The sequence below is a fragment of the Mycobacterium sp. M23085 genome (assembly GCF_045343915.1).
GTDB lineage: Bacteria > Actinomycetota > Actinomycetes > Mycobacteriales > Mycobacteriaceae > Mycobacterium.
This window is the reverse complement of the sequence record NZ_CP174280.1, coordinates 4218629-4240138: the sequence shown is the minus strand read 5'-3', so window position 1 is coordinate 4240138 and position 21510 is coordinate 4218629. Positions and strand designations below refer to the sequence as shown.

Here is a 21510-nt window from a genome sequence, read left to right as displayed (position 1 = left end):
ACGCGACTCGGGTGCTGTGGCTTTCGCCGTGGACACGCCCGGCGGTGCGCGTGCAGGCCGAGGCGCTGATCCGGCATGGGGCCGACGTGCTGCTGGTGACCTCCGACCAGCACCCGGAGTCGGACGCCGCCCGCGATTACGAGCTGGTGCTCGACCCGCGGTTCAAAACGGCGGCAACCTGGGTCCCGACGCTCAAGGCCTGGCGGCGAATTCGCCGCTATCAGCCCGACGTGGTGATCGCCGAGATCGTGCGCGATCCGCGGTGGATCGTGCTGGCCGGGAGCGCGCCACGCATTCAGGTGGTCCACGACGACCGTCCGCACGACCCCGACGAATTGACGCCCGCCTACGAACGTGCGGTGTTCGACCGGTGGGGGGCCCGTTCGGCGGCCACCATCACCTACAGCGACTACGTCGCGACCGCCGTCATCGCGCGCCGCGACGTCGCCGACACGCCCGTGCATGTCGTGCCACTGGCCAGTGACCTTGACCTGGACCGGGTTCCACCGTTCGTCGGAGCGCAGGGCCGCCATGACTTCGTGATGTTCGGCCGGCTCAACCCGTACAAGAACCTCGGCGTCGTGTTGGAGGCCTGGCAGCGACATGTGCGGGGCGGCGGGTGGCGTGGTGACAACCTGGTGCTGATCGGGGGCGGGTCACTGGACGTCGGGGGCATGCCCAAACACACCCGGTGGCGCGACGGCAGTTTCCGCTACGCCGATGTCATCCCGGCGCTGTCCACCGCGAAAGGTTCTGTCGCACACTACCGGCGGGCTTCGCAAAGCGGCGTTCAAGCGCTCTCGATGCAGCTGGGAGTGATGCCGATTGTGTCCACCGCCGGTGGCCTGCCCGAGTACCAGCCGCCGGGGTGCGCCCCGGTGGGCATCGACGACGTCGCCGGACTCGCCGCCGCCTTCGACATGCTGGCCGACCCGGTCACCGCAGCGGAGCAGGGCGCCGCCGCGGCACGCCACTACGCCCAGCGCTGCGCCGTCGACCTTGTCGCGCAGCGCTTTCTGGAGGTCATCGACGGGGTGCTGGCCCGTCGGCGTGGCGGCCGGATGCGCAGGTAAGGGAGCGCCAGTAGGCTTCCAGCCACCCGGTCAGTTCTCGGGCCCGGCCCAGCGCGTCGGCGGGAGCCGACCGAGACCGCGTCGCCGCGATGGCCGCCGGCAACTCCCGCATTTCGTTGACGACGGTCGCCAGCCCGGCCGCCGCCAGCTTCTCCGCGAACGGCAGCTGGTGCTCGTCGACGTGCTCTCCGCACGACGAGCGACGCGGCACCAGTACCGGGTGCTTGCCCTGCTCGATGCAGACCAAGGCCGATCCGGCGCCGGCGTGGGTGACGGCAACGGATGCGCGGCGGATCTGCTCACACACATCCCCGAAGGACAAGAAGCGCTCAAACCGGGCGTGCAGCGGCTGGTATCGGCATGTTCCGAGTTGGACGAAGAAGTCCTCCCCCATCTCGCCCGTGCGGGCCAGCTCGTCGACCGCGCGGGCCAGCCGGTCGAAAGGATGTACCTCCATACCCATGATCACGAAGATCACACGATTCTCCCGTGGTACTCCGTGCCAGGCATCCGATCGACCAACTCGGGCCATTGCACCAAGAAGTGGGAGGCGAAGGGCTTCACCATCCGGGCGGTGAGGGAGAGCTCGGTGATGCGGGTGATCGACTCGACGAACACAGTCGGAATCCGCAGCAGCCATGCCAGCCACAGGAACGGGGCGGCCACGCCGGAACCGGTGGTCAAAATCATGGTGGGGCGGTGGCGGATCAGCAGCCGGACCGCCAGGACCAAGTTGCGCAACAGGTTTGGCACGTTGCGGACCGTGGGGTGTGCCGCCCAGTAAACCTGCTTCTCGTCCTGTAACAGATAGCGGGCATCGGCGGTCCCGAAACTGACCCAGTACCGATCCTTGCCCTGCCAGAACTCGCGCAGGCAGAACATCTCGTAGATATGCCCACCGGAGGACGCGATGAGCAGCAGGCGGCCCATGTCGTCCCTCACCTCGAGGCGCTCGAGATTACGGTCTGCCGCACCAACGGATTCTCCCTTCGGTGCATCGAGCAAGGCAGGTTCATGGTAATGAAACCGGTCACGCCGCATAGCGTTCTTGGATTTACCGGTCGAATTCGGCTTACACGAGATCGACGCGATCATCAAAATACGCGATATTCCGGTGCTAACGTGCTTCTAGTTTGCTCGAACACAATGATGGGCCCCCGCACGCCGGTCTTGACGGGCGTACTCAAGACTTAAGTGAGGGACGCAGAAGATGATTCGGACGGCCCTGGTCGGCCTGGGAAAGATGGGGCTGTCACATCTTGCGATCCTGCGCACGCACCCGGACCTCGACGTGGTGGGCATCTGTGATTCGGCCGGCTATGTGCGAAATGTTCTCTCCAAATACACCGGCCTGAACTGCTACGACGATTTTGATCGAATGCTGGCGGCCACCAAAGCCGAAGCGGTTGTCGTCGCCGTCCCGTCCAGGCTGCACGCGCCCATTGTCGAAAAGGCGTTGCGGGCCGGGGCACACGTCTTCTGCGAGAAGCCGTTCGTCCTCGATGTGGATGACGGCGAACGCCTGGTGACCCTGGCCGAGACGAGTCGGCTCGTTACCCAGGTCGGCTATCACTGCCGCTTCATCGGTTCTTTCCAAGAGGCGGCGCGGATCGTTGCGGCCGGCGCGCTGGGGCGCGTCCACCATGTGCGCGCGGAAGCATACGGCCCGGTCGTCCTTTGCGAGAAGGGAAGCACCTGGCGCGGGGTGAAGGCCGAGGGCGGTGGCGCGCTTTACGACTACGCTTGCCACGCCATCGATCTGATGAACTTTGTGGCCGGCGTGCGACCCCGATCGGTGGACGGGGTCATCCGGCACAGCGTCTTCTCGCGCGATGTCGACGACGAGGTCTACTGCACCATGCGCTATCCCGACGGTTCGACCGGCCAGCTGTGCGTGAATTGGAGCGACGAAAGTTTCCGCAAGATGTCGACGAAGGTATCGGTATGGGGAACCAATGGCCGCATCACCGCCGACCGACAGGAGTGCCAGATCTACCTTCGTGAGCCACATCCCCAGCTCCCCGAGTTGGCGAAGGGCTGGACAATCCGGTACACCACCGACCTCACCAAGCAGGTTTGGTATTACCTTCGCGGCGAGGAGTATTCGGAGCAGATCGACTATTTCGCCGACAGCGTGAAACAGAACCGGGTGGACGGGGAAAACACGTTCCGCTCGGCGCTCGACGTCGATCGAGTGGTCGACATGATCACCGGGCACGGGGGCACCATGGTCTCCGCTCCGCCGCCGCGGGGTGCGGCGAATGGATCTCCGCGCGGCGCATTCCGGCGGGAGATCGTGGCGCGTATCAAGAAACTTGCCACTTCGAAGGCGTCGTGACGATGGACCGTGTGCTGTTCGGGGACAACCAGTTCTTCGGCGTCAATCACATGTCCGAGGAAAAGGCACGGGCCCAGGCGATACGTTTCCAGCATCTCCCCGCTGTGCTCGCGACGCTGGATGACGCCTATCGGGAAGGCATCCGCACGTTCGTCTGCACCACCCACGACCGGGTTGGCGAAATCTGTGATCACTTCCGCGCCAACCGGACTGAATATCCCGACTATGTCTTCTACCCGTGCATGCCCTACGCGCACAAATATGCGAATGCGGTGACCGAGTTCGGCATTGTCGACGCGATCCGAAGGTTCCTGCCGGACGACGGGGCGGTCAGGTCGATGGTCAAGGGCGGCGTCGCGATCGCCGGTAAGGACATCGGACCCCTGATGCAGCTGCTGGTCGACGCCGAGATGAAGATGTTCTCCGGAATGTCGACGCCCGTCATATTCGTCCAAAATGTGGTCACCGACTTGCTTCTCGGGCTCGGGATGGACGAGGCCTTTCGGCTGTTCTCCGATTACATCCGGCTCAAGTACAACGCCGAGCCGGGCTTTATCACGATGAACCTGCCCAGGCTCCTCGATGCACTCGATAGGCAAGGCATCGAGAACCCGATCGTATGCGCCAACTTCAACAAGATCGGCTTCCGGATGTGCGGGGGGATAGAACTTTACGAGAGAACCGTGCGCGAACGGCAGTGCCGGCTGATCGCGATGTCTGTGCTGGCCTCGGGTGCGATCCCGCCCCGCGAGGCGATCGAGTACGTCTGCGGGCAACCGCAGATCCAGTCGATCGTGTTCGGTGCGTCCAGCCGCGCCAACATCCGGCAGACGAAGTCCCTCATCGACGACTTCTGGCAGCCGGTGACCTGATTCCCGCGTCGCGCCTGGTCAGTGTTTGTTCGCGGGCTTGCCGAATGCGGCCGGACTGCAAGTCTTTCGAGCGACTGCGAGGCGCCGGGCAAGCCGTACCCCCAAGGCGATCCCGACGAGGGTCGGGTTGGCTTGACTGGAGGTCGGCAGCACCGACGTGCTCGCCACATACAGGCCGCGCACGCCGTGCACCTGTAGCTGCGGGTCCACCACACCGTCCTGTGGTGACTTCGACATCCTGGTGGTTCCCGCCTGGTGGAAGCCGGTGCGCTCGGCCATGAACGCACGCACCGCGCCCTCGACGTCGTCAGTCAGCCATTCCACATGACCCACGCCGTGGCGGCGCAGGTGCTCGTCGATCGCGCCGATGGCCCTGCGCACGCTGCGGTAATCGTCCTCGGAGAAGTGCATGTGGGTACGAATTCGTCTCATGCCCAAGGCGTCCCGCTCGTCGGTCAGCTCGACGCGGCTCTCCCAATGCGGAAGATGCTCGCCGTGGTACTGGAGCAGGTAGCGATTGTCGGCGCTCTTGACGAAAAAGCCCGGCGCCTTCCTGCCCCGCCGAAGAAACCGGGCATAGCAGAACGCGACCGCGAACCGGACTGACGGGATCAGGTCTCGCACGATATTGCGCAGGTGCGCCGTAATCCGCGGCGATCCCTCCGTCTTGGTGTGCGCCTCACGAATGGCCCCGGCGAGCAGGAACCGGCCCAGCGGGGAGACGAGAGTCAGATAAACCCCCGACAGAATCCCGCTGCCATGACCGGCGTCGCTGATCGGCGGATTCACCAACCAGACCGCGGCGTTGGGCATCCCGGCTTCGCGCAGCAGCGCCGGATCGAAGGTGAAACGCCGTCGAACGTACACACCGTCGTTGTCCCGTTCGTAGGCGTAGCGGACCCGGTCTGTGGTGAATTGCACCCGCGCCACCCGGCCCTCGACGTGAGCCATGTACCACCGGCCCAGGTGCCCGCCCGCATTCCCCAGCCCCCCGGGGTGATGGCGGTCGGACGCCAGCAGCAGCCGGGTCGCCTCCAAACCGCCGGTCGCGACGATGTAGTCGGCCGCGACCACCTTGCCCTGCCGGCCGTCAAGCGTCTTGACCAGAAGATGATCAACGCGGTCACCGGTCGGGGACGTCACGATCTCGGTGCAGGTGAGGCCGGTCCACAGGGTGAGGCCGGACGTGCGCCTCAATGCCGCGCGGTAGTGGCGACCGAAACGTGTTGGCAGGGCCCACCGCTCGAGGTCTGTGCTACGCACCTGGCCGTCGGGAAGCCCGTCGACCATGTCGCGGTGCGCGATTTCGGGGATTTCGCGCGCGTTGAATGCCGCCCGGCCGCACACGGCCCAATCGCAGGCGCGTTGCAGATACGGGGTGATGTCGTCATGCCCGATGGGCCACGGCGCCGCAGCGGTGATGGGCCGCTCCTCGAAATCGATGGGGTCAAATTTGACGCAGCGCCCACCCCACAGCGCCGAGGTTCCTCCGACCTGCCGGCGGACGGTGAGCTCACTGCGGGAATGGAAGTAGTCGTCCTGGCGGGAATCGAAAGCCGACAGCCGCTGCGCCGCTCGTTCCGGGCCTTCGAGGCCGCTTTCGATGAGCGCCACCTGCACGCCCGCCCCCGCGAGTTCGAGCGCGGTGGCGATGCCGATCGGACCGGCCCCGACGATGACGACGTCGGTCTGGATTCTCATGCCGGGCGAGAAGTCCGCCACGCCGCGGATCACGCGGCGTTCCCGTCTCGAAACTCCTTGGCAAGAGCGAGGAATCGGGTCACGGTCTCCGCGTCCGGCGGTGACGAGACGGCCAACGCGGCTTCGGCGGCCCGTTGTGGCTGGGTGGTGCTGTACAGAATGGCTCGGCAACCCGTCGCGGCGAACGACGACGCGATGATGAGCCTGGACAGCACGCCGACGGCAAGGGGATCGGTCTGCAGGGTCTCACGCCAGCGCCGTGCCAACGCCGGGTCGGTGTGCAACGCTCCCAAGAGTTTTCGGTACGGCCCGCGGAGCACCCCGAAGGCCAGGTCAGCGGTTCGGGGTGCCGGAGTGAGGAGATCGCTGCGAAGCTGACTCACCCCGCCGGGCGCGAAGGCGCGGGCAAAGTCGGCGTCGAGATCCTCGTCTTGGGAGACACCCCAGGCGCGAATCTTGCCCTGCCGGCGGGCGTGTTCGAAGAAATCGTGGAGTTCGTCGTGGGCGACCGTGTCCTGCGATCGCGGAGCGTGAACGAACAGGATGTCGACATAGTCGAGGCCGAGCGCCGTAAGGCTCTGGTCGAGGCTGCGCGCCGCGACGGCCTTGTCGTACAGCCGCGGGCTCGCCGAGGGTGCCTGCCGCCGCTTGACGGTATTGCGGAGTGCGGGCGCTTTTCGGAGCAAAGCTCGTGCCGGACTTTGGAATCGGGCGAGCCGGCGCGCCGCGCCGCCCACGTCGATGCCGAACTTGGTTGCGACAGTTACGGTGTCACGCTCGACGGTGCGCAAGAATACACCCAGCTCGGCCTCCGCCCTGCCCAGGCCGTACATCCGAGCGGTGTCGAAATGGGTGATGCCGCCGGCAAGTGCGGCGGCCAGCACCGCCATGCGCTCCTTGCGGGAAGGCAACTGCATCAGCGACCCGCACCCGAAACCGATTGCGCTGAACGACAATTGCGCCCCGTCCAGTTCAACGCGCCGCAACGCCGCCGCCCTGGTAAATCTGGCGGAGCCGAGCATCGATGACTTCGGGGCTGCGGGTCGCCGCAACATGCTCCTGGCCCCGCAGCCCATCCCGCTCGGCCAGGTCGGGATCGTTCAAATACCTGCGGATCGCCGCCGCCAGTGCGGACGCGTCGTCAACGGGAACGAGCATGCTCGGGTCCGGTGCGATCGCTGCCGTACCCCCGACCGGGGTCGCCACGAACGGCCGTGCGCTGGCAAGCGCCTCGGTCAGAATCATCGGCATGCCTTCGGCGAACGACGGGAGGGTGACCACTCGCACCGACCGGATCAACTCCCGGACCGCGCCCGGGTGTACCGGGTCTTCGACGGTCAGCCGCTCCGTCGGCGGCGGAACGTAGTCGTCGATGGGACCGACGATGCGGCAACGCCCTTCGATACCCTCGGTGAGAAGCTGCTGCCACGCCGCGACGAGCCGGTGCACACCTTTCCGGTAACCGATGGTGCCGGCGAACAGCACCACCGGTGGCGTCGATCCGGCCGCGGGCGCATCGCGATCGATCACGATCGGGTTCGCCACCACGGTAGTTAGCACCGCGGGAGCCAGCTCGGCGACGACGGCGCGCGCTTCCTCCGACAGCAGGATCACATGATCCGCATTCTTCAACGTGGCGGCTACGAACCGAGGGTGTGATCTGGCGAAGTGGGGAAAGTCCGAACCGTGCAGCGTGACGATTACCCGTAGCCCCCGAGCGTTGGCCAGTCGAAGCAACGGTCCCTCGCGCAGCCATGCTCCGCCGTTCGAGATATGAAAGTGCACGATGGCCCGGCGAGCGAGCCGCGCCAGCGCCACCGCCGCGCGGGCCGTGAGAAACAGGTTCCTCAGGTGGTGGCGGCCGTTCCACGTGGAAAGCACGCGGATGTCGTCGGCGCCGATCTGGTTGTCGTGGATGACCCGGATGACCGATTGCGTCCCCCCGACGCTGTACATGTCGGGCCCTACGTGTGTCACCGCGAGCATCGTGGCCAACCTCTGCTACGCGGAAGCGGCCATGCCGACAGTGGCATTGGGGGTCGGGCCGGGCGCGGCGGCCGGTGCCGGGGCGGGGTTGACGTCGCCGTGATCGCCGTCACCGCTTCGGCGCCGCAGCCCGGCGTACCCCATCGCCGTTCCCAGCGCCATGCCCAGGCCCAGAGCGTCCATCGGCATCTCCGGCAACGGCCAAACCGCGGAGATCGCCAGCAGCCCTGCGGCAACCGCCGCACTGATTTTCGCCGCCGCCGGTGCACATCGCAGCGCCAGGATCACCGGCGTGAGCGCGAACAGCGCGAACACCGCCATGCCCACCGCTCCGGCCTTGGCCAACCACCAGAGGTAGAAGTTGTGGGAGTACGCGGGATAGAGGTACAGGTGGAACTCGTCGTCCCCGGTCGGCGGCTGGTACACGTAGCCCAGGCCATGACCGAACACCGGGGCGCGGGCGATGGTCTCCTTGAGGAGGTTGATTTCCCGCAGCCGTTCCAGCGCCGAATCGTCCACGGCGAGTGCGCTTGACGTCACCCCGCCCAGCACCCGCTGATTGAACGCGACGAACTGATCGCCCAGCCACGCCCCGGTTTTGGTGCCGCTCAACAAAAACAGCGACGCCGGCACCGAAACCGCGATGACGGCCAGGCCGGCCGTGGCGGTGGCGATCGTGCGTCGCACCGCAGCCCAGCTCAAGCTGCCGAGCAAAGCTACGCCCGCGGCCACTCCCATGGAGATCAACGTGTTGCGAGAGAAGGACAGCAACGAAATGCTCAGCGCCGGCGGGCCCAGCGCGAGATACATTGCGGGCCTGACTCGCCCGATGATCGGGGCGGCCACCAGGGCGGACAAGGTGGCGGTGGCCGGCGTCTGGGTGGACAGAATGATACGCACCGCCTGGCCGGCGCCGGTGGTTCCTTCCAGACTCTCTGCGCGCCCGGCCAGCCGGATGGCGAACAGGGAGCTCACGATTGCCATGCCTGCCGAAAACCACAGGATCGCGATCATCACCCGGATCGAGAATTTGACGTAACCGCTGTAGACGACGAACAACGCGAGCACGAAGCCGATGGTCATTTCGATCATGGTGGTCGATTCACGCACCACGACCAGGTCGGGGTGTCCGGTCGCGAATCCGGTGAAGGTGGACCACATCACCATCAGCACCATGATTCCCGGTAATAGGAAATCGGAGGACCGCGGTTTCGCGGACCGGTACAGGAAACCGATCGCAAGCAGCGCCGCCAGGTGGTAAGCGTAAATCGTCAGCGGGCCAAAGACTTTGCCGACGTGCAGACCTTCTGGGAGCGCCGCGAACGCCCCGAACAGCGTGACCCCCACCATCCCTTCGGGTTTCACCCAGTACACCACCACGCAGAACAATGCGGCGGTCAACAGCACTCCCTCGGTGGTTCGCCGCACCGAGAGCACGCCGAACACGAAGCACCCGAGCACGAACATCGCCAGCACAGCTCCATCCAATGCCAAGCGATGCCGAGCCCGCAGGTAGGGGATCACGCCGGCCTGCTGACCTTCGACCGGTAGGCGCGGTCCGCGGCCCTGATGTGCAGCGACTGACGGGCGTCGGTCAGCACGGTGCCGACGACGTTGGCACCGGCCGCACGCAGTGCGGTCAGCGCGTCCTTGAGTTCGTCGGCGCTGGTGCGCTTGGCCCGCGCCACCAACACCGTGGCTTGGACGGCGCCGGCCAGCAGGCCGGCATCTGCCGTCGCAAGCACCGGCGGCCCGTCGACCACGATTCGATCGAATCGGGACGACAATTCGCGCAGCACTCGGTCGGTCACTTCCGGCAGATATGCGCTGGGAGGCAAACTTTCGCGGCGAGCCGATCGAGACGCGAGAATGAACAGCTTGGAAATCGGTGTCGGCTTCACCGCCTCGCCGGCGGAGTCGGGGTTGGCCAGCACGTTGGCCAGGCCCTCCCCCGAGTCGACCCGCAGCAGACCGGCGATCACGTGCCGGCGACTGTCACCTTCGACCAACAGCGCGTCTTCGCCCATTTCGGCCAGCGCGAGCGCCAGGTTCAGCGCCGTCGTCGTCGTTCCTTCGCCGCCGAACGGCCCCACCACCAGCACTCGGTGGGCATCGGGCCCCATCGCCCTGAGCAGTCGGGTGCGCATGCCCCGTACCGCGTCGTCGAAAGCCACGTCGGTGCCGAACCGCGGAGTGCCGCCGCGCTTTCCAGGCAGTTCGGCCAAAGTGGGCAGGCCCGTGAGTTCTTCCAGCTTCGTGCGGGTACGCACGGTGCGATCGCCGGCCTCACGGGTCAATGCCACCGCGATGGCAAGCAGCACACCGGCGATGAACCCGATCAGCATGTTCCGCAGCGGCACGGGCGATACCGGCACCCGCGGCACCCGGGGCGGCTCGATCATGGTTGCCTGGGCCTTGGGCCACGGTTTGCCCGTTGGCCCCGCCCCCGGCACCTCCGCCGGCGGGCCGGACGACGGCCCCGTCGGCGGGCTTGCCTCAACCGCCTCGGGGCGTGGACCGGCTGTTGGCGGCGCGCCCAAGGTATTCGGCGTCGGCGTCGGACCGAGCGTCGGAAGGATCGCGCTGAACTGGTTGGCCATGGCTCCTGCCAGCGCGGCAGCGCGCGCCGGATCGGTATCCTTGACACTGATCGTGAAGAGCAGTGACTTCGGGGTGTATTTCACCTGGGTTTGACTCAGCACATCGTCGGTGCTGAGCGGAAGTTGCAGCTGGCGGATTGCGCGCTCGGTAACGATGTGTCCGCCGGCGATTTGGGCGTACGAGGACAATCGCTCTTGTGCGGCTTCCGTGCCGCTGTAAACCTCATTGAGGTCGGTCGCACCGGAAAACGAAATGAGGACCGTGGCCGACGACTGGTAGTGCTTCGTCTGCAACGCCGTGACGAACGCGGCCCCGACCGTACAGGCCAGCAGGGCCGTCAGCGCGAGTTTCCAGTGTGCGCCGAGAATCCGGACGAAGGTACGGAAATCCATCGGCTAATAACCTTTCCCAAAAGCATTCGGCGCGAATAGCGTCATTGAGATTTCCTAGCACCGGCCGCGCAAACCCACTGCAGATTATGCAGCATTATCGGGCGGGCTTTGGTGGAATTTGAGCACTGCCGCCCGGGCGGTGCTTGCGACGTTGACCGCTGACTTGGTCGGTGCCACCCATCGTCAAGCGACGCGAGTCAGCGCATCGCGCGTCAGGCCAAGCGTCGCAAGCGGATAGCATCCGGCACCGTCACGCCCGTCGCGGGCCAACCGCATGGGCGGATAGTTCACCACATGCGAGGCGCCCGGCTTGTGCTGTTGCCACTCGACCGCCGCGCATAGCGTGTAGTGCCCGGGCGCCAAGCCCGCCAGGTCGAGGTGAATGGACTCGGTGAACGAGGTTGGCACGGGTTCTTTATGGGCGCCGTCTCCGAGTTGCCCTTGGGTCAGCGACTTCAGCGCCACCGTCGCTGGAATGGAACGGACCACCGTTCCGGAGAAATCGACCAGCCGATAGCCCGGCACCCAATTCTCGGTCGCAGCGGCGGCGCCGGAATTCGTCCAGGTAACCGTCAGCGTGGCCGTTCCATCGCTCGCCGACTGCGAGCCCGGCCCCGCCTCGACCGAATAGCGGTATCCGGCGACGACGTTGGCTTGCGCCCACAGCAGGTATAGCGCGGGATCCATCGGGGTGGTGGAATCCACCGCCGGGAAGTTGAAACTGGACGTCATCGACACGTGGTACTTGACGACGTCGTCCAGGCCCTTTTCGTAATAGGTCCGCGGATCGGTCCCGCCGGGCAACTGACACCATTCGGTGATCACCAGGGCCGAGGCCATCCGGTTGCGCAACGCACCCACCAGTGGATCCTTCGACTGCACATAGTGCGAGCCATCCTTTTCCGCCCACGCCGGCAGTGGCGGCTGGACCCCGAGGCAGTCCGCACGGATGCCCACCGGTGCGGACAGTTTCTTCGTGACATCGTCGGCGAGCAGTTGACGAACAATTTCTGGATTCAGCGCCGTCGTCACCAATTGTGTGTGCGGAAAGGCGGTTACGGTCGCCGCGACCAACTGCTCGATGGCGGCTTTGGTGATGCTCTGGTCGCGAAACTGGCTGTAATACCCGAGTTTGGCGACGCTCTCGTCAGGTGCAGGTCCCGGCGCACCCAGCGTGTCGCGCAGATACGAGATGTGATTCTCGCTGAAATCTCCGTAACCGGAGAACTCGAAAACGCTGAGCCGCTCGTCGCCGTCGTAGCGGCGGCCCAGCGCGCCCAACAGCTGACTGAAAGCGTTCAGATAGTTCGGGTCATTCCAGTTCGGGACGACCTGGGTCACTCCGGGAGTCCACCAATAGCGTTGCGGGCCGGTGTAATTGGTGGATGCGAAGCGCATCCAGTCCGGCACGGCGATATTCGTGTTGTTCGCATAGGTGTTGTCGCAACACGAGTTGTACGCGACCACGCGAAGGGTCAGCCGCATGTTGCGACTGGCCAGTTTTGCCAGCGCGTCATCGATCACGCTGAAATCGAACTTGCGATCGTCGGGAGCGTCCGGCGGCAGGGTGCTCGGGTCGGTCGGCTGCAACTGTCGCCACGGAACACGCAGGCTGGCGTCAAACGACGCCGGCCACGCCGGATAGCGATGCTGCGCGCGATTGCCTTGCGGGAACAGCGGTTGCAAGAGATCTTCATATTGACCGCGCAGCGGGTTCGATACGTCCTGCACGGACAACGGGATGGCCGGGCTGCCAATGATGGTCAGCGGCGACGGGTCATCGCCACGACTACAACCGCTCAGCACCAGCGCCAAGCACACGCCGACGATGACAACGTGGGGTCGTCGAATTGTCCGGACCATGTTGCTGTCGCTAAACCACGTCGCCGGCATGCACCGTCTCCATCAAACGCATCGACTGCTACCTCTCTGGTGGTTCGCGTTTCGACTACCGGCGTTACCCGTTTGGTTGACGTCGCCTGGTGGTGCGGGATGTCAAGGGTGACAACAGGCTATAGGCCACACCCGGGCCACACCGGCAAATCCGGGTGACTGTCCGCAACCACCTCCTGGTGCGGCCGGCGTCGACTAAGCTGATGGCTCCGCAAATCGGGCAGGAGATCACCGAAGATGGCTGTCGCAGGCTCGGTCAAACGTCGGCTGGCACCTGCGGCCAGGAAACTCGCCCCGCGCCGGTTCTGGCGGCGGAAATTCCGCATCCTGCAACGCCTGGGGCAATCCCGCCCGGACATACAGCTGGTTGCATCGCTGTGCGATCCGCACCGGATCTCCGTGGATGTCGGAGCCGATCTCGGCGAGTTCACCATCGCCATGCTGGCGTCGTCGCGATCCGTGATCGCAGTCGAACCGCGGCCGGCCCAGGCCCGCAATCTGGCATCGATGTTCGAGGCGGTCGGCGCCGCGGTGCAAGTGGCGGCGGTGGCCCTGTCTGATGAACCCGGAACGATGACCATGCGGGTGGTCGCAGCCGAGCCGGGCCGCAGCACCATCGAGGCCGGCAACGCCCTGGGTGATGTGAATGACGGCGAGATTGAGAGCATCGACGTGCCGGTGAGACGCCTCGACGATCTGCGGTTGGCGGACGTCGGCCTGATCAAGATCGACGTCGAAGGCCATGAGATCGCCGTGTTGCACGGCGCCACAGAGACACTCACGCGCCACCGCCCCGCGATCGTGGTGGAGGCCGAGGAACGCCATCACGCCAATGCGGTCACCGAGATCACCGGGCTGCTGAATGGACTCGGCTACGCCGGTTACTTCGATCTCGGCGGCGTCAGGCGGCCGATCGCCGAGTTCGACCCGGCCCGGCATCAGGATCCGGCCAACGTCGGCAGCCCGCAAGATGGTTGGGCCGGCCGCGGCGTCTACGTCAACAACTTCATCTTCTTGCCGGAGAATGCCTGAGCGGCGATAGCGCCGCGGGGGCCGCTAGAGCGAACCCAGCGACGATGACTGGCGATCGGTCAGGAACGGCATCGGCATCCAGCGCGCCGACAGCAACGCTTCCATCCCGTCGCCGGCGATGGGACGCGACAACAGGAAGCCCTGCGCCCGGTGACAGCCGTGTTGCATCAAAGTCAGTGCGGCAGAGGGTGTCTCGACACCTTCGGCGACCACCTCCAGGCCGAAGGCTTCGGCCAGACCGATGATCGCGCGGACGATGGCCAGGTCGCCGGCGTTGGTGCCCACGTCGCGCACGAACCCGGCATCGATCTTGAGCATGTCGACCGGAAGGGATTTCAGGTGCGACAGAACGGCGTAACCGGTGCCGAAGTCGTCGATGGCGATCTGCACGCCCACTTCCTTGAGCTCCGTCAAGGTCTTTCGCGTGGTGTCGATGTCATGTACCACCGCACGTTCGGTGATCTCCAGGCACACCGACTCGGCATCGATGCCGAACTCGCCGATGGTGTCGGCGACACTTTCCACGAAACCACGGCTGATCAGCTGAATGGGCGACACGTTGATGCGCAGCATGGCGCCCTCCCCCACCCCGTTGGCCCGCCACCCGCTGAACTCGGCGCAGGCGCTGCGCATCACCCATCGGCCCAACTCCGCGGCCAGGTTGGTCGATTCGGCGACACCGATGAACGCGTCGGGCAACAGCAGTCCCCAGACGGGATGCCGCCAGCGCACCAGCGCCTCGGCGCCGACGATCGCGCCGGTCCACAGGTCGACCTCGGGCAGGTAGTGCAGGAGCAGGCCTTCGCTTTCGATGTCGCCCTGCAGGTGCAGCTCGATGTCGTTGCGGAAGGCCCGTTTCAACGACATGTCATCCGTGGACACCGCGATCTGGTTACCGCCGGCACGCTTGGCGGTCAGTACGGCCTCGTCGGCGCGCCGGAGCAGATCGGCACAGTTATCGGTGCCGGGCGCGCCCACCGCCAGCCCGATGCTGACGGTCCGGCTGATCACGTGGCCGCCGATGGTCAGGCGGTCGCACAGCATCGCCGACAGGCGACGCGCGAACGCCTCGGCGTCCTCCGATGACATCGGCTGGTGCGGGATGACCACGAACTCGTCGCCACCCAGCCGGGCGATCATGCTCTGGCTTCCCGCGCACTCCTCGAGGCGTTGGGCGAACATTCTGATGAACCAGTCGCCCGCGGAGTGGCCGAGATAATCGTTGATCGGTTTGAGCCGGTCGAGGTCGAGGTAAAAGACCGCGACGGGCCCGGGCCTTCCGGCCACCAGCCGCTCGGTCAGGTGCGCGACCAGCGCCCGACGGTTGTAGACGCCGGTCAGGTCGTCGTGTTCGGCGAGATGGCGAAGCCGTTCCTCGGCGGCGATGCGGGCCTGCAGCTGAGCGAACAGCGCGGCGACCGCCTCGAGCGTATTGATTTCCTCTTGTCTCCACTTGCGGGCGCCGAACTTGACGAAGCCGAGCACACCGGTGGTCGCATCGCCGGACACCAGCGGCGCGACGGCCAGCGAGGGCTTGCCCTGGTTCAGCGAGCGGCGGATCCAGCCGTTGGGCTGATCCGGCCAGGTCACCACCGGCTTCCTGTCGCGCTCGCACTGGGCGAGCACCGAGTCGGCGCCATCCAGGTCGAGATCTGCCACCAGATCCGGATCAGCCGCGTCGGCTCGCCGTGGCCACTCGGCCACCAACACCGAAGCCGAGGCGTCCTGCTCGTGGTGACGCAGGAAGCTGGCGTCCACATCGAACTGCTCGACGAGCTGCGCGAGAACCTTTTCGCTGACCTGGGTCGCAGTCGACGCCGTGGCCTCCATCAACTGGGTGGCGACGGAGGTGACCACCAGGTCCAGGCTGCGCGGCACGGGTCCTCCGTTACGGGCACACTCGGCGACGCTTTCCGAATACCCACGAAAAGGTCCGATAGTTCGCTGCGTTCTTTGCTGATCGAACTTCAAACCGCGCTGTGGCGCGGCCGAAATCCGTCTGGAAACGGTATCACGCACTGCCCCGTCGCTCAGGACTTACCACACGGGACCGGTCGGCGTCGCGACGCAATGCATCACTGACCGTTTGCTGAGGCCGCGTCGCTCGGAATGTCAAGTGTGGCAATCGGGTACAGCCCGGAACCGTCGCGGCCGTCCCGGGCCAGGGCCATCGGGGCGTAGTTCACCACATGCGACGCACCCGGGATGTGCTGTTGCCATTCGACGGACGCGCGCAGCGTGTAGTGACCGGGCGCCAGACCGGTGACGTCCACATGCACCGACTCGGTGGCCGACTCGGCGACCGGCTCCACACGGGACAAGCTGGACTCGTCGTGGACCAGCTTCTTGAGATTGACCGCCGCCGGCAGGCTGCGCACCACCGCCCCGGAGAAGTCCACCAGCTTGTACCCGGGCACCCACCGCTCGGTGGCCGCCGCCGAGCCGTAGTTGGTCCAGTCGACCGAGATCGTCGCCACCTTGCCCTGGATCGATTGCGATCCCGGCTCGGCCTCGACCGAATACCGGTAGCCGGCAGAGGTATTGGCCTGGCTCCACAGCTGAAACAGCTTGGGGTCCATCGCCGACGTCGCATCGCGGTCCGGGAATTCGGCGCTCGACGTCATCGACACGTGGTACCGGATGACGTCGTGCAGGCCCTTCTCGTAGTAGGACCGGGCATCGGCTCCACCCGGCAATCGGCACCACTGGCTGATCACCAGCGCCGTCATCAGCCGCTGTTTGATCGCGTTGACGACCGCGTCGTTGGACCTCACGTACTGCGAGTCGGTGGACTCGGCCCATTCCGGCAACGGGGCCTGCACCCCGAGGCAGTCGGCACGGATCCCGACCGGTGCGGCCAACCTCTTGGTGACGTCGTCGGCGAACAGTTGGCGGACGATCTCCGGGTTCTGCGGAGCCACCACCAGCTGGATGTGCGGGAAAGCGTTGACGTTGGCCGCGACCAGCTGCGCGATGGAGGCCTTGGTGATGGTCTGGTCGCGGAACTGGCTGTAATAGCCGAGCTTCGTCGTGCTGTCGTCGGGGGTGGGGCCCGGCGCGCTCAGCGAATCACGCAGATACCCGAGCTGGTTCTGGCCGAAGTCCCCGTACCCGGAGAACTCGAACACGGACAGCCGCTCATCGCCGTCGTAGCGGCGGCCGAGCGCGGCCAGCAGCTGGCTGACGCCGTTGAGGTAGTCGGGGTCGTTGAAGTTCGGCACCACCTGGGTGACGCCCGGGGCCGAACCGTTCGGCGGCGCGGGATAGCTGGCCGCCGATGGGCGCAGCCAATCCGGAATCGCGATGTTGGTGTTATCGGCGTAGGAGTCGTTGCAGCAGGACTTGTAGACGTACACGCCAAGGACCAGGCGCATGTTGCGGGCGCCGAGCTTGGCCAGCGCATCATCGATGGCGCTGAAATCGAACTTGCGGTCATCGGGTGCGTCCGGAGGCAACGTGCGCGGATCGACCGGCTGCAATTGCCGCCACGAGACACGCAAACTGGCATCGTAGGACGCGGGCCAGGCCGAGTAACGCTGCTGAGACGGATTACCCTGCGGGAAAAGAGGATTCAGCATTTCCTCGTACTGGCCGCGCAGCGGGTTGGGTATCTCCTGCGCAGTGGGCGGGATGGCCGGGCTGACCATAGCCGACAGCGGTCCGGGATCGCTCTTACCGCCGCAGCCGCTGAGCACTGTCGTCGCGCACACGACAACGGCCAGCGCACGTTTCCTCAATGAGCACCTCATGGTCACCGGCGTCAGACAGCGCCCGACGACAACGGCTTGCGCGGCCGGCGCGACGGCGCCGGTGCGGCGCCGTGCCCAGTCAAGGCGATCGTCGTCAAGGTTGCTTCTCCCAACACACACCGATGCGACTGAAGTGGCCCCATATTCGCGCGTTGAGTGGTGCGTCATCCGGTTCGGGGCAGGCCACGAATTGGCGTAGCGCAGCGTATCACGCGCGTTGCGGCATAACGTCGTCCCAGCTCAGCGGGGGTGCAGGCACCAATCGGCCCGCGCCGCCGGCCCGCCGGCAGTGAGACGGGTCACAATTGCGGGCAAGCTTGTCACGCTCGGCGGTTCTGCGGTGTCTCAAGGCACAGATCCTCAGCAAAAAGGAGACAGCCATGACCGAGGTGACCCCCGCAAAAACGCATGTCGTCGTTGTCGGCGCCGGATACGCCGGAACCCTGGCGGCCAACCATCTGCGCCAGCGCCCGGACATCGACATCACCGTCGTGAATCCGCGACCGGTCTTCGTCGAGCGAATCCGGCTGCACCAGCTGGTTGCCGATACCGGCACGGCGACAGCCGATTACGCGACGCTGCTCGGTGCGGGAATCCAATTGGTCGTCGACGCCGTCGAGCGCATCGAGACCGCCGGCCGGCGGGTCCTGCTCGCCTCGGGCGCGGAGCTGCACTACGACTATTTGATCTACGCGGTGGGCAGCACGGGCGCCACCGCTTCGACGGTGCCCGGCTGCGCGGAATTCGCGCATTCGGTCGCCGACCTGGAAAGCGCGCAGCGGCTGCACTATGCGCTCATCGATCTGCCGCTGCCCGCGCCCATCACCGTGGTCGGTGGCGGGTTGACCGGTATCGAGACGGCCGCCGAGCTTGCCGAGGGCGGACGCCCGGTGACCCTGGTCTGCGGCCCGGTGCTCGGTCCGTCGCTGAGCAAGCGGGGCCGACGCTCGGTGGCCAAGCGGCTGCGCCGGCTGGGTGTTGATGTGCTGGAGTCCGTGGCGGTGGCCGAGGTGCGCTGGGATGAGGTGGTGCTCACCGACGGCGTGGTGCTGCCCAGCGCGGCGACCATCTGGACGGCGGGATTCGCCGTCCCGGATCTGGCCGCGCGCAGCGGGCTGCACACCGACCCGATCGGCCGGCTGCTCACCGACGAGACACTCACCAGCATCGACGACGAGCGCGTGGTCGCCGCGGGTGACGCGGCCGCGCCGTCCGGCCGGCCGCTGCGGATGAGCTGCCAGGCCGCCGGCCCGATGGGTGCCCAGGCCGCCAACACCGTGCTCGCCCGCATCACCGGCGACACCCCGGCGGCGCTGAGCCAGGCGTTCGTCGGGCAGTGCATCAGCCTGGGCCGCACGCACGCCACGGTGCAGTTCTCCCGCACCGATGACACCCCGGTGAACCTGTTCCTCGGCGGCCGGCCAGCTGCTTCGCTCAAGGAGGCGATCTGCAAGGGCACGCTATGGGCGATCCGGCGGGAGGCCGCCAAGCCCGGTTCGTATCTGTGGCTCAAGGGTGGCAACCGGCCCGCGCAGGCACCGGCCGACGAGCAGGTCGCCTCGCGATGACGCAAGCCCCGACCGGCAGCGAGCACGCCGAACGGTTCACCCTGCTGCGGCCGCTGCTGTTCACCATCGCCTACCAGATGCTGGGCTCGGCGACCGAGGCCGACGACGTGCTGCAGGACAGCTATCTGCGGTGGGCGGCGGTCGACTTGGCGACGGTGCGCGACACCAAGTCGTATCTGGCCCAGCTGGTCACCCGCCAGGCGCTGAACTCGCTGCGGGCCGGTGCTCGCCGGCGCGAGGATTACGTGGGGCCGTGGCTGCCCGAGCCGCTGCTGCTCGACGACCAGGATCCCTCGGCCGACGTCGTTCTGGCCGAGTCCATTTCGATGGCGATGCTGGTGTTGCTGGAGACGTTGAGTCCCGACGAGCGGGCCGTGTTCGTGCTGCGCGAGGTGTTCGGTTTCGAGTACGGCGAGATCGCCGACGCGGTGGGCAGGCCAGCGTCGACCGTGCGACAGGTGGCCCACCGGGCCCGCGAGCACGTGCGGGCCCGGCGGAGGCGATTCGACGCGAAAGACCCGGAGCGCAACGCCGCGATCACGGCGCAGTTTCTGGCCACGGCGGCCGGCGGTGACGTCGAGGCGCTGATGACGATGCTCGCCCCGGATGCCACCTGGACGGCCGACAGCGGCGGAATGGTGAGCGCCGCCCGCCGGCCGGTGGTCGGCGCCGAAAAGGTGGCCCGCGCGATCGCCGGCCTGATGCGCCGGGCCGCGGCGCTCGGCACGATGCGGGTGGACATGGTGACCTGCAACAGCGCCCCGGCGGTGTTGCTCTACCTCGGCGAACAGCTCGAAGGCGTGATCACGCTGGAGATCGCCGAGGACAAGATCACCAACTTCTACGTGATGCGCAACCCGCAGAAGCTTGCCGCCCTGGCCACCGTGCGCGACGTCAGCCGCGGCTGAGCCCCGCGGGCACCGCGGGGCTCCACCATCCGACCAGCGCCAGGCACCGCGGGTGCGAAACGCCGCCGCTCTGTCAAGCTAGGGCTGTGCGAATCGACCGGCTCGGCGATCTTGGCGCCGCCCCCCAGGTGCTGCGCGCCGTGGGTGAGGCCACCTGCCGGCTCGGACTCCCGCCGCCGGCCGCGCTGACCGGCGAGTGGTTCGGCGCGCTGGCGGTGATCGCGCCGAGCCTGTCGGTGCGCCCGGTGCACGCCGACGACGTGTTCGCGGTTCAGGCGTCGCGGACCCTCGAGCCGCGTGCGGTGGGGGGCGGCTGGATCGGTTACCTGTCGTATCCCGACCCCGGCGCCGACGGGCAACCCAACCGGATTCCCGAGGCCGCCGGCGGCTGGACCGACTGCGTGCTGCGCCGCGACCGCGACGGCCAGTGGTGGTACGAGAGCCTCTCCGGCGCGCCGATGCCGGCGTGGCTGGCCGCCGCGCTCGCCGCACCGACGGCCACGCCGCGCGAATGCCACATCGATTGGGACAACGCCGACCGTGCGGCACATCGGGACGGGGTGCTGGCCTGCCTGGAAGCCATCCGCGCCGGCGAGGTCTACCAGGCCTGCGTGTGCACGCAGTTCACCGGGAGGGTCACCGGCAGTCCGCTGGACTTCTTCGTCGACGGCGTCGCGCGCACCTCCCCGGCCCGGGCGGCCTACGTCGCCGGCGCGTGGGGCGCCGTCGCGTCGCTGTCCCCGGAGCTCTTCCTGCGGCGGCGGGGCGCGGTCGTCACGTCCAGCCCGATCAAGGGCACCTTGCCGCTGGATGCCTGGCCGTCGGCGCTGCGCGCGTCGGCCAAAGAGGTCGCCGAGAACATCATGATCGTCGACCTGGTGCGCAACGATCTCGGCCGGGTGGCGATCGTCGGCACGGTGACCGTGCCCGAGCTGCTGGTGGTACGGCGGGCACCGGGCGTGTGGCACCTGGTGTCGACGGTGTCCGCGCGGGTCGCCGCGGAGTTGCCGACGTCGGCGCTGCTGGACGCCACCTTCCCGCCGGCCTCGGTCACCGGAACGCCTAAACACCGTGCCCGCCAGCTGCTCTCGCAATGGGAGCCGGATCGTCGTGGAATATATTGCGGCACAGTTGGATTGGCCTCACCCGTGGCCGGCTGCGAACTGAATGTCGCGATCCGCACCGTCGAGTTCGATGCGACGGGCGGCGCGGTGCTGGGCGTCGGCGGCGGGATCACCGCCGATTCCGACCCGGACGCCGAATGGGCCGAGTGCCTGCACAAGGCATCCCCGATCGTCGGGCTGCCGTCCGCCGCCGCCGCGAGCCCGGCCGGCTAGTCCTGACGGCGGCGGCCCGCTGCTCCCGGCTTCGCCGCGCTTGCGACCGCCGCTAGACCT

The 21510-nt window shown here is 66.8% G+C and carries 17 protein-coding genes; 7 read left to right on the top strand and 10 right to left on the bottom strand.

Annotation, left to right across the window (positions count from 1 at the left end):
* The first annotated feature begins 11 nt into the window (after positions 1-11).
* Positions 12-1073 carry a glycosyltransferase gene (locus ACIUM1_RS20040; RefSeq protein WP_406817771.1) on the top strand — a complete coding sequence of 354 codons (1062 nt, stop codon included), beginning with the start codon at positions 12-14 and terminating at the stop codon, positions 1071-1073.
* Here the strand turns inward: ACIUM1_RS20040 and ACIUM1_RS20035 are convergent.
* Together ACIUM1_RS20035 and ACIUM1_RS20030 are read right to left on the bottom strand one after the other, a co-directional pair.
* Positions 1024-1551, bottom strand: coding sequence for a glycosyltransferase (locus tag ACIUM1_RS20035; RefSeq protein ID WP_406814326.1), 528 nt, complete (start codon positions 1549-1551; stop codon positions 1024-1026). The genes ACIUM1_RS20040 and ACIUM1_RS20035 overlap by 50 nt on opposite strands.
* The gene (locus tag ACIUM1_RS20030) at positions 1548-2003 is read right to left on the bottom strand and encodes a UDP-N-acetylglucosamine--LPS N-acetylglucosamine transferase (RefSeq protein ID WP_406817770.1); all 456 of its coding nucleotides are present in this window, start codon (positions 2001-2003) and stop codon (positions 1548-1550) included. Before ACIUM1_RS20030 ends, ACIUM1_RS20035 begins: the two co-directional genes overlap by 4 nt.
* A gap of 280 nt (positions 2004-2283) precedes the next feature.
* Between ACIUM1_RS20030 and ACIUM1_RS20025 the strand changes: the two genes are divergently transcribed.
* Entirely contained in the window at positions 2284-3411 is a 1128-nt protein-coding gene (locus ACIUM1_RS20025; RefSeq protein WP_406814325.1) for a Gfo/Idh/MocA family protein, read from the top strand.
* Positions 3408-4283: a hypothetical protein gene (locus ACIUM1_RS20020; protein ID WP_406814324.1), complete on the top strand. Its 876-nt coding sequence runs from the start codon at positions 3408-3410 to the stop codon at positions 4281-4283. Before ACIUM1_RS20025 ends, ACIUM1_RS20020 begins: the two co-directional genes overlap by 4 nt.
* Positions 4284-4301: 18 nt before the next feature.
* Here ACIUM1_RS20020 and ACIUM1_RS20015 read toward each other — a convergent pair whose 3' ends face one another.
* From ACIUM1_RS20015 to ACIUM1_RS19990, 6 genes are all read right to left on the bottom strand, one after another.
* Positions 4302-6017: an FAD-dependent oxidoreductase gene (locus ACIUM1_RS20015; protein ID WP_406814323.1), complete on the bottom strand. Its 1716-nt coding sequence runs from the start codon at positions 6015-6017 to the stop codon at positions 4302-4304.
* Positions 6014-6940 (bottom strand): aldo/keto reductase, encoded by a 927-nt coding sequence (locus ACIUM1_RS20010; protein ID WP_406817769.1) that lies wholly within the window; start codon positions 6938-6940, stop codon positions 6014-6016. The genes ACIUM1_RS20015 and ACIUM1_RS20010 overlap by 4 nt, the downstream gene beginning before the upstream one ends.
* Positions 6941-6956: 16 nt before the next feature.
* A complete protein-coding gene (locus ACIUM1_RS20005; RefSeq protein WP_406814322.1) occupies positions 6957-7970 on the bottom strand; it encodes a glycosyltransferase family 4 protein in 1014 nt (337 codons plus the stop codon).
* Positions 7971-7985: 15 nt separating this feature from the next.
* On the bottom strand, positions 7986-9437 hold the full coding sequence (locus ACIUM1_RS20000; protein WP_406817768.1) for an O-antigen ligase family protein: 1452 nt from the start codon (positions 9435-9437) through the stop codon (positions 7986-7988).
* A gap of 53 nt (positions 9438-9490) precedes the next feature.
* Positions 9491-10963, bottom strand: coding sequence for an AAA family ATPase (locus ACIUM1_RS19995; RefSeq protein WP_406814321.1), 1473 nt, complete (start codon positions 10961-10963; stop codon positions 9491-9493).
* 183 nt (positions 10964-11146) lie between these two features.
* Positions 11147-12826, bottom strand: a complete 1680-nt coding sequence (locus ACIUM1_RS19990; protein ID WP_406814320.1) for a hypothetical protein — start codon at positions 12824-12826, stop codon at positions 11147-11149.
* A gap of 267 nt (positions 12827-13093) precedes the next feature.
* On the opposite strand from ACIUM1_RS19990, the gene ACIUM1_RS19985 reads away from it, so the two are divergent.
* Entirely contained in the window at positions 13094-13888 is a 795-nt protein-coding gene (locus ACIUM1_RS19985; protein WP_406814319.1) for an FkbM family methyltransferase, read from the top strand.
* A 24-nt stretch (positions 13889-13912) separates the two neighbouring features.
* Here ACIUM1_RS19985 and ACIUM1_RS19980 read toward each other — a convergent pair whose 3' ends face one another.
* Positions 13913-15766, bottom strand: a complete 1854-nt coding sequence (locus ACIUM1_RS19980; RefSeq protein WP_406814318.1) for a putative bifunctional diguanylate cyclase/phosphodiesterase — start codon at positions 15764-15766, stop codon at positions 13913-13915.
* Positions 15767-15963: 197 nt separating this feature from the next.
* Complete coding sequence (locus ACIUM1_RS19975; protein ID WP_406817767.1) at positions 15964-17637, bottom strand: hypothetical protein; 1674 nt, start codon at positions 17635-17637, stop codon at positions 15964-15966.
* 380 nt (positions 17638-18017) lie between these two features.
* Between ACIUM1_RS19975 and ACIUM1_RS19970 the strand changes: the two genes are divergently transcribed.
* The 3 genes from ACIUM1_RS19970 (at position 18018) to ACIUM1_RS19960 (ending at position 21450) form a co-directional block, all read left to right on the top strand.
* Positions 18018-19205 carry an NAD(P)/FAD-dependent oxidoreductase gene (locus tag ACIUM1_RS19970; RefSeq protein ID WP_406814317.1) on the top strand — a complete coding sequence of 396 codons (1188 nt, stop codon included), beginning with the start codon at positions 18018-18020 and terminating at the stop codon, positions 19203-19205.
* The gene (locus ACIUM1_RS19965) at positions 19202-20113 is read left to right on the top strand and encodes an RNA polymerase sigma-70 factor (RefSeq protein WP_406814316.1); all 912 of its coding nucleotides are present in this window, start codon (positions 19202-19204) and stop codon (positions 20111-20113) included. Before ACIUM1_RS19970 ends, ACIUM1_RS19965 begins: the two co-directional genes overlap by 4 nt.
* 86 nt (positions 20114-20199) lie before the next feature.
* Positions 20200-21450, top strand: coding sequence for an aminodeoxychorismate synthase component I (locus ACIUM1_RS19960; RefSeq protein WP_406814315.1), 1251 nt, complete (start codon positions 20200-20202; stop codon positions 21448-21450).
* Positions 21451-21510 lie beyond the last annotated feature (60 nt).

Coding starts and splice junctions, on each gene's coding strand:
- ACIUM1_RS20030 (WP_406817770.1), bottom strand. CDS start 2,003: ATGGGCCGCCTGCTGCTCATCGCGTCCTCCGGTGGGCATATCTACGAG.
- ACIUM1_RS20025 (WP_406814325.1), top strand. CDS start 2,284: ATGATTCGGACGGCCCTGGTCGGCCTGGGAAAGATGGGGCTGTCACAT.
- ACIUM1_RS20005 (WP_406814322.1), bottom strand. CDS start 7,970: ATGCTCGCGGTGACACACGTAGGGCCCGACATGTACAGCGTCGGGGGG.
- ACIUM1_RS20000 (WP_406817768.1), bottom strand. CDS start 9,437: ATGTTCGTGCTCGGGTGCTTCGTGTTCGGCGTGCTCTCGGTGCGGCGA.
- ACIUM1_RS19995 (WP_406814321.1), bottom strand. CDS start 10,963: ATGGATTTCCGTACCTTCGTCCGGATTCTCGGCGCACACTGGAAACTC.
- ACIUM1_RS19990 (WP_406814320.1), bottom strand. CDS start 12,826: ATGGTCCGGACAATTCGACGACCCCACGTTGTCATCGTCGGCGTGTGC.
- ACIUM1_RS19985 (WP_406814319.1), top strand. CDS start 13,094: ATGGCTGTCGCAGGCTCGGTCAAACGTCGGCTGGCACCTGCGGCCAGG.
- ACIUM1_RS19975 (WP_406817767.1), bottom strand. CDS start 17,637: ATGAGGTGCTCATTGAGGAAACGTGCGCTGGCCGTTGTCGTGTGCGCG.
- ACIUM1_RS19970 (WP_406814317.1), top strand. CDS start 18,018: ATGACCGAGGTGACCCCCGCAAAAACGCATGTCGTCGTTGTCGGCGCC.
- ACIUM1_RS19965 (WP_406814316.1), top strand. CDS start 19,202: ATGACGCAAGCCCCGACCGGCAGCGAGCACGCCGAACGGTTCACCCTG.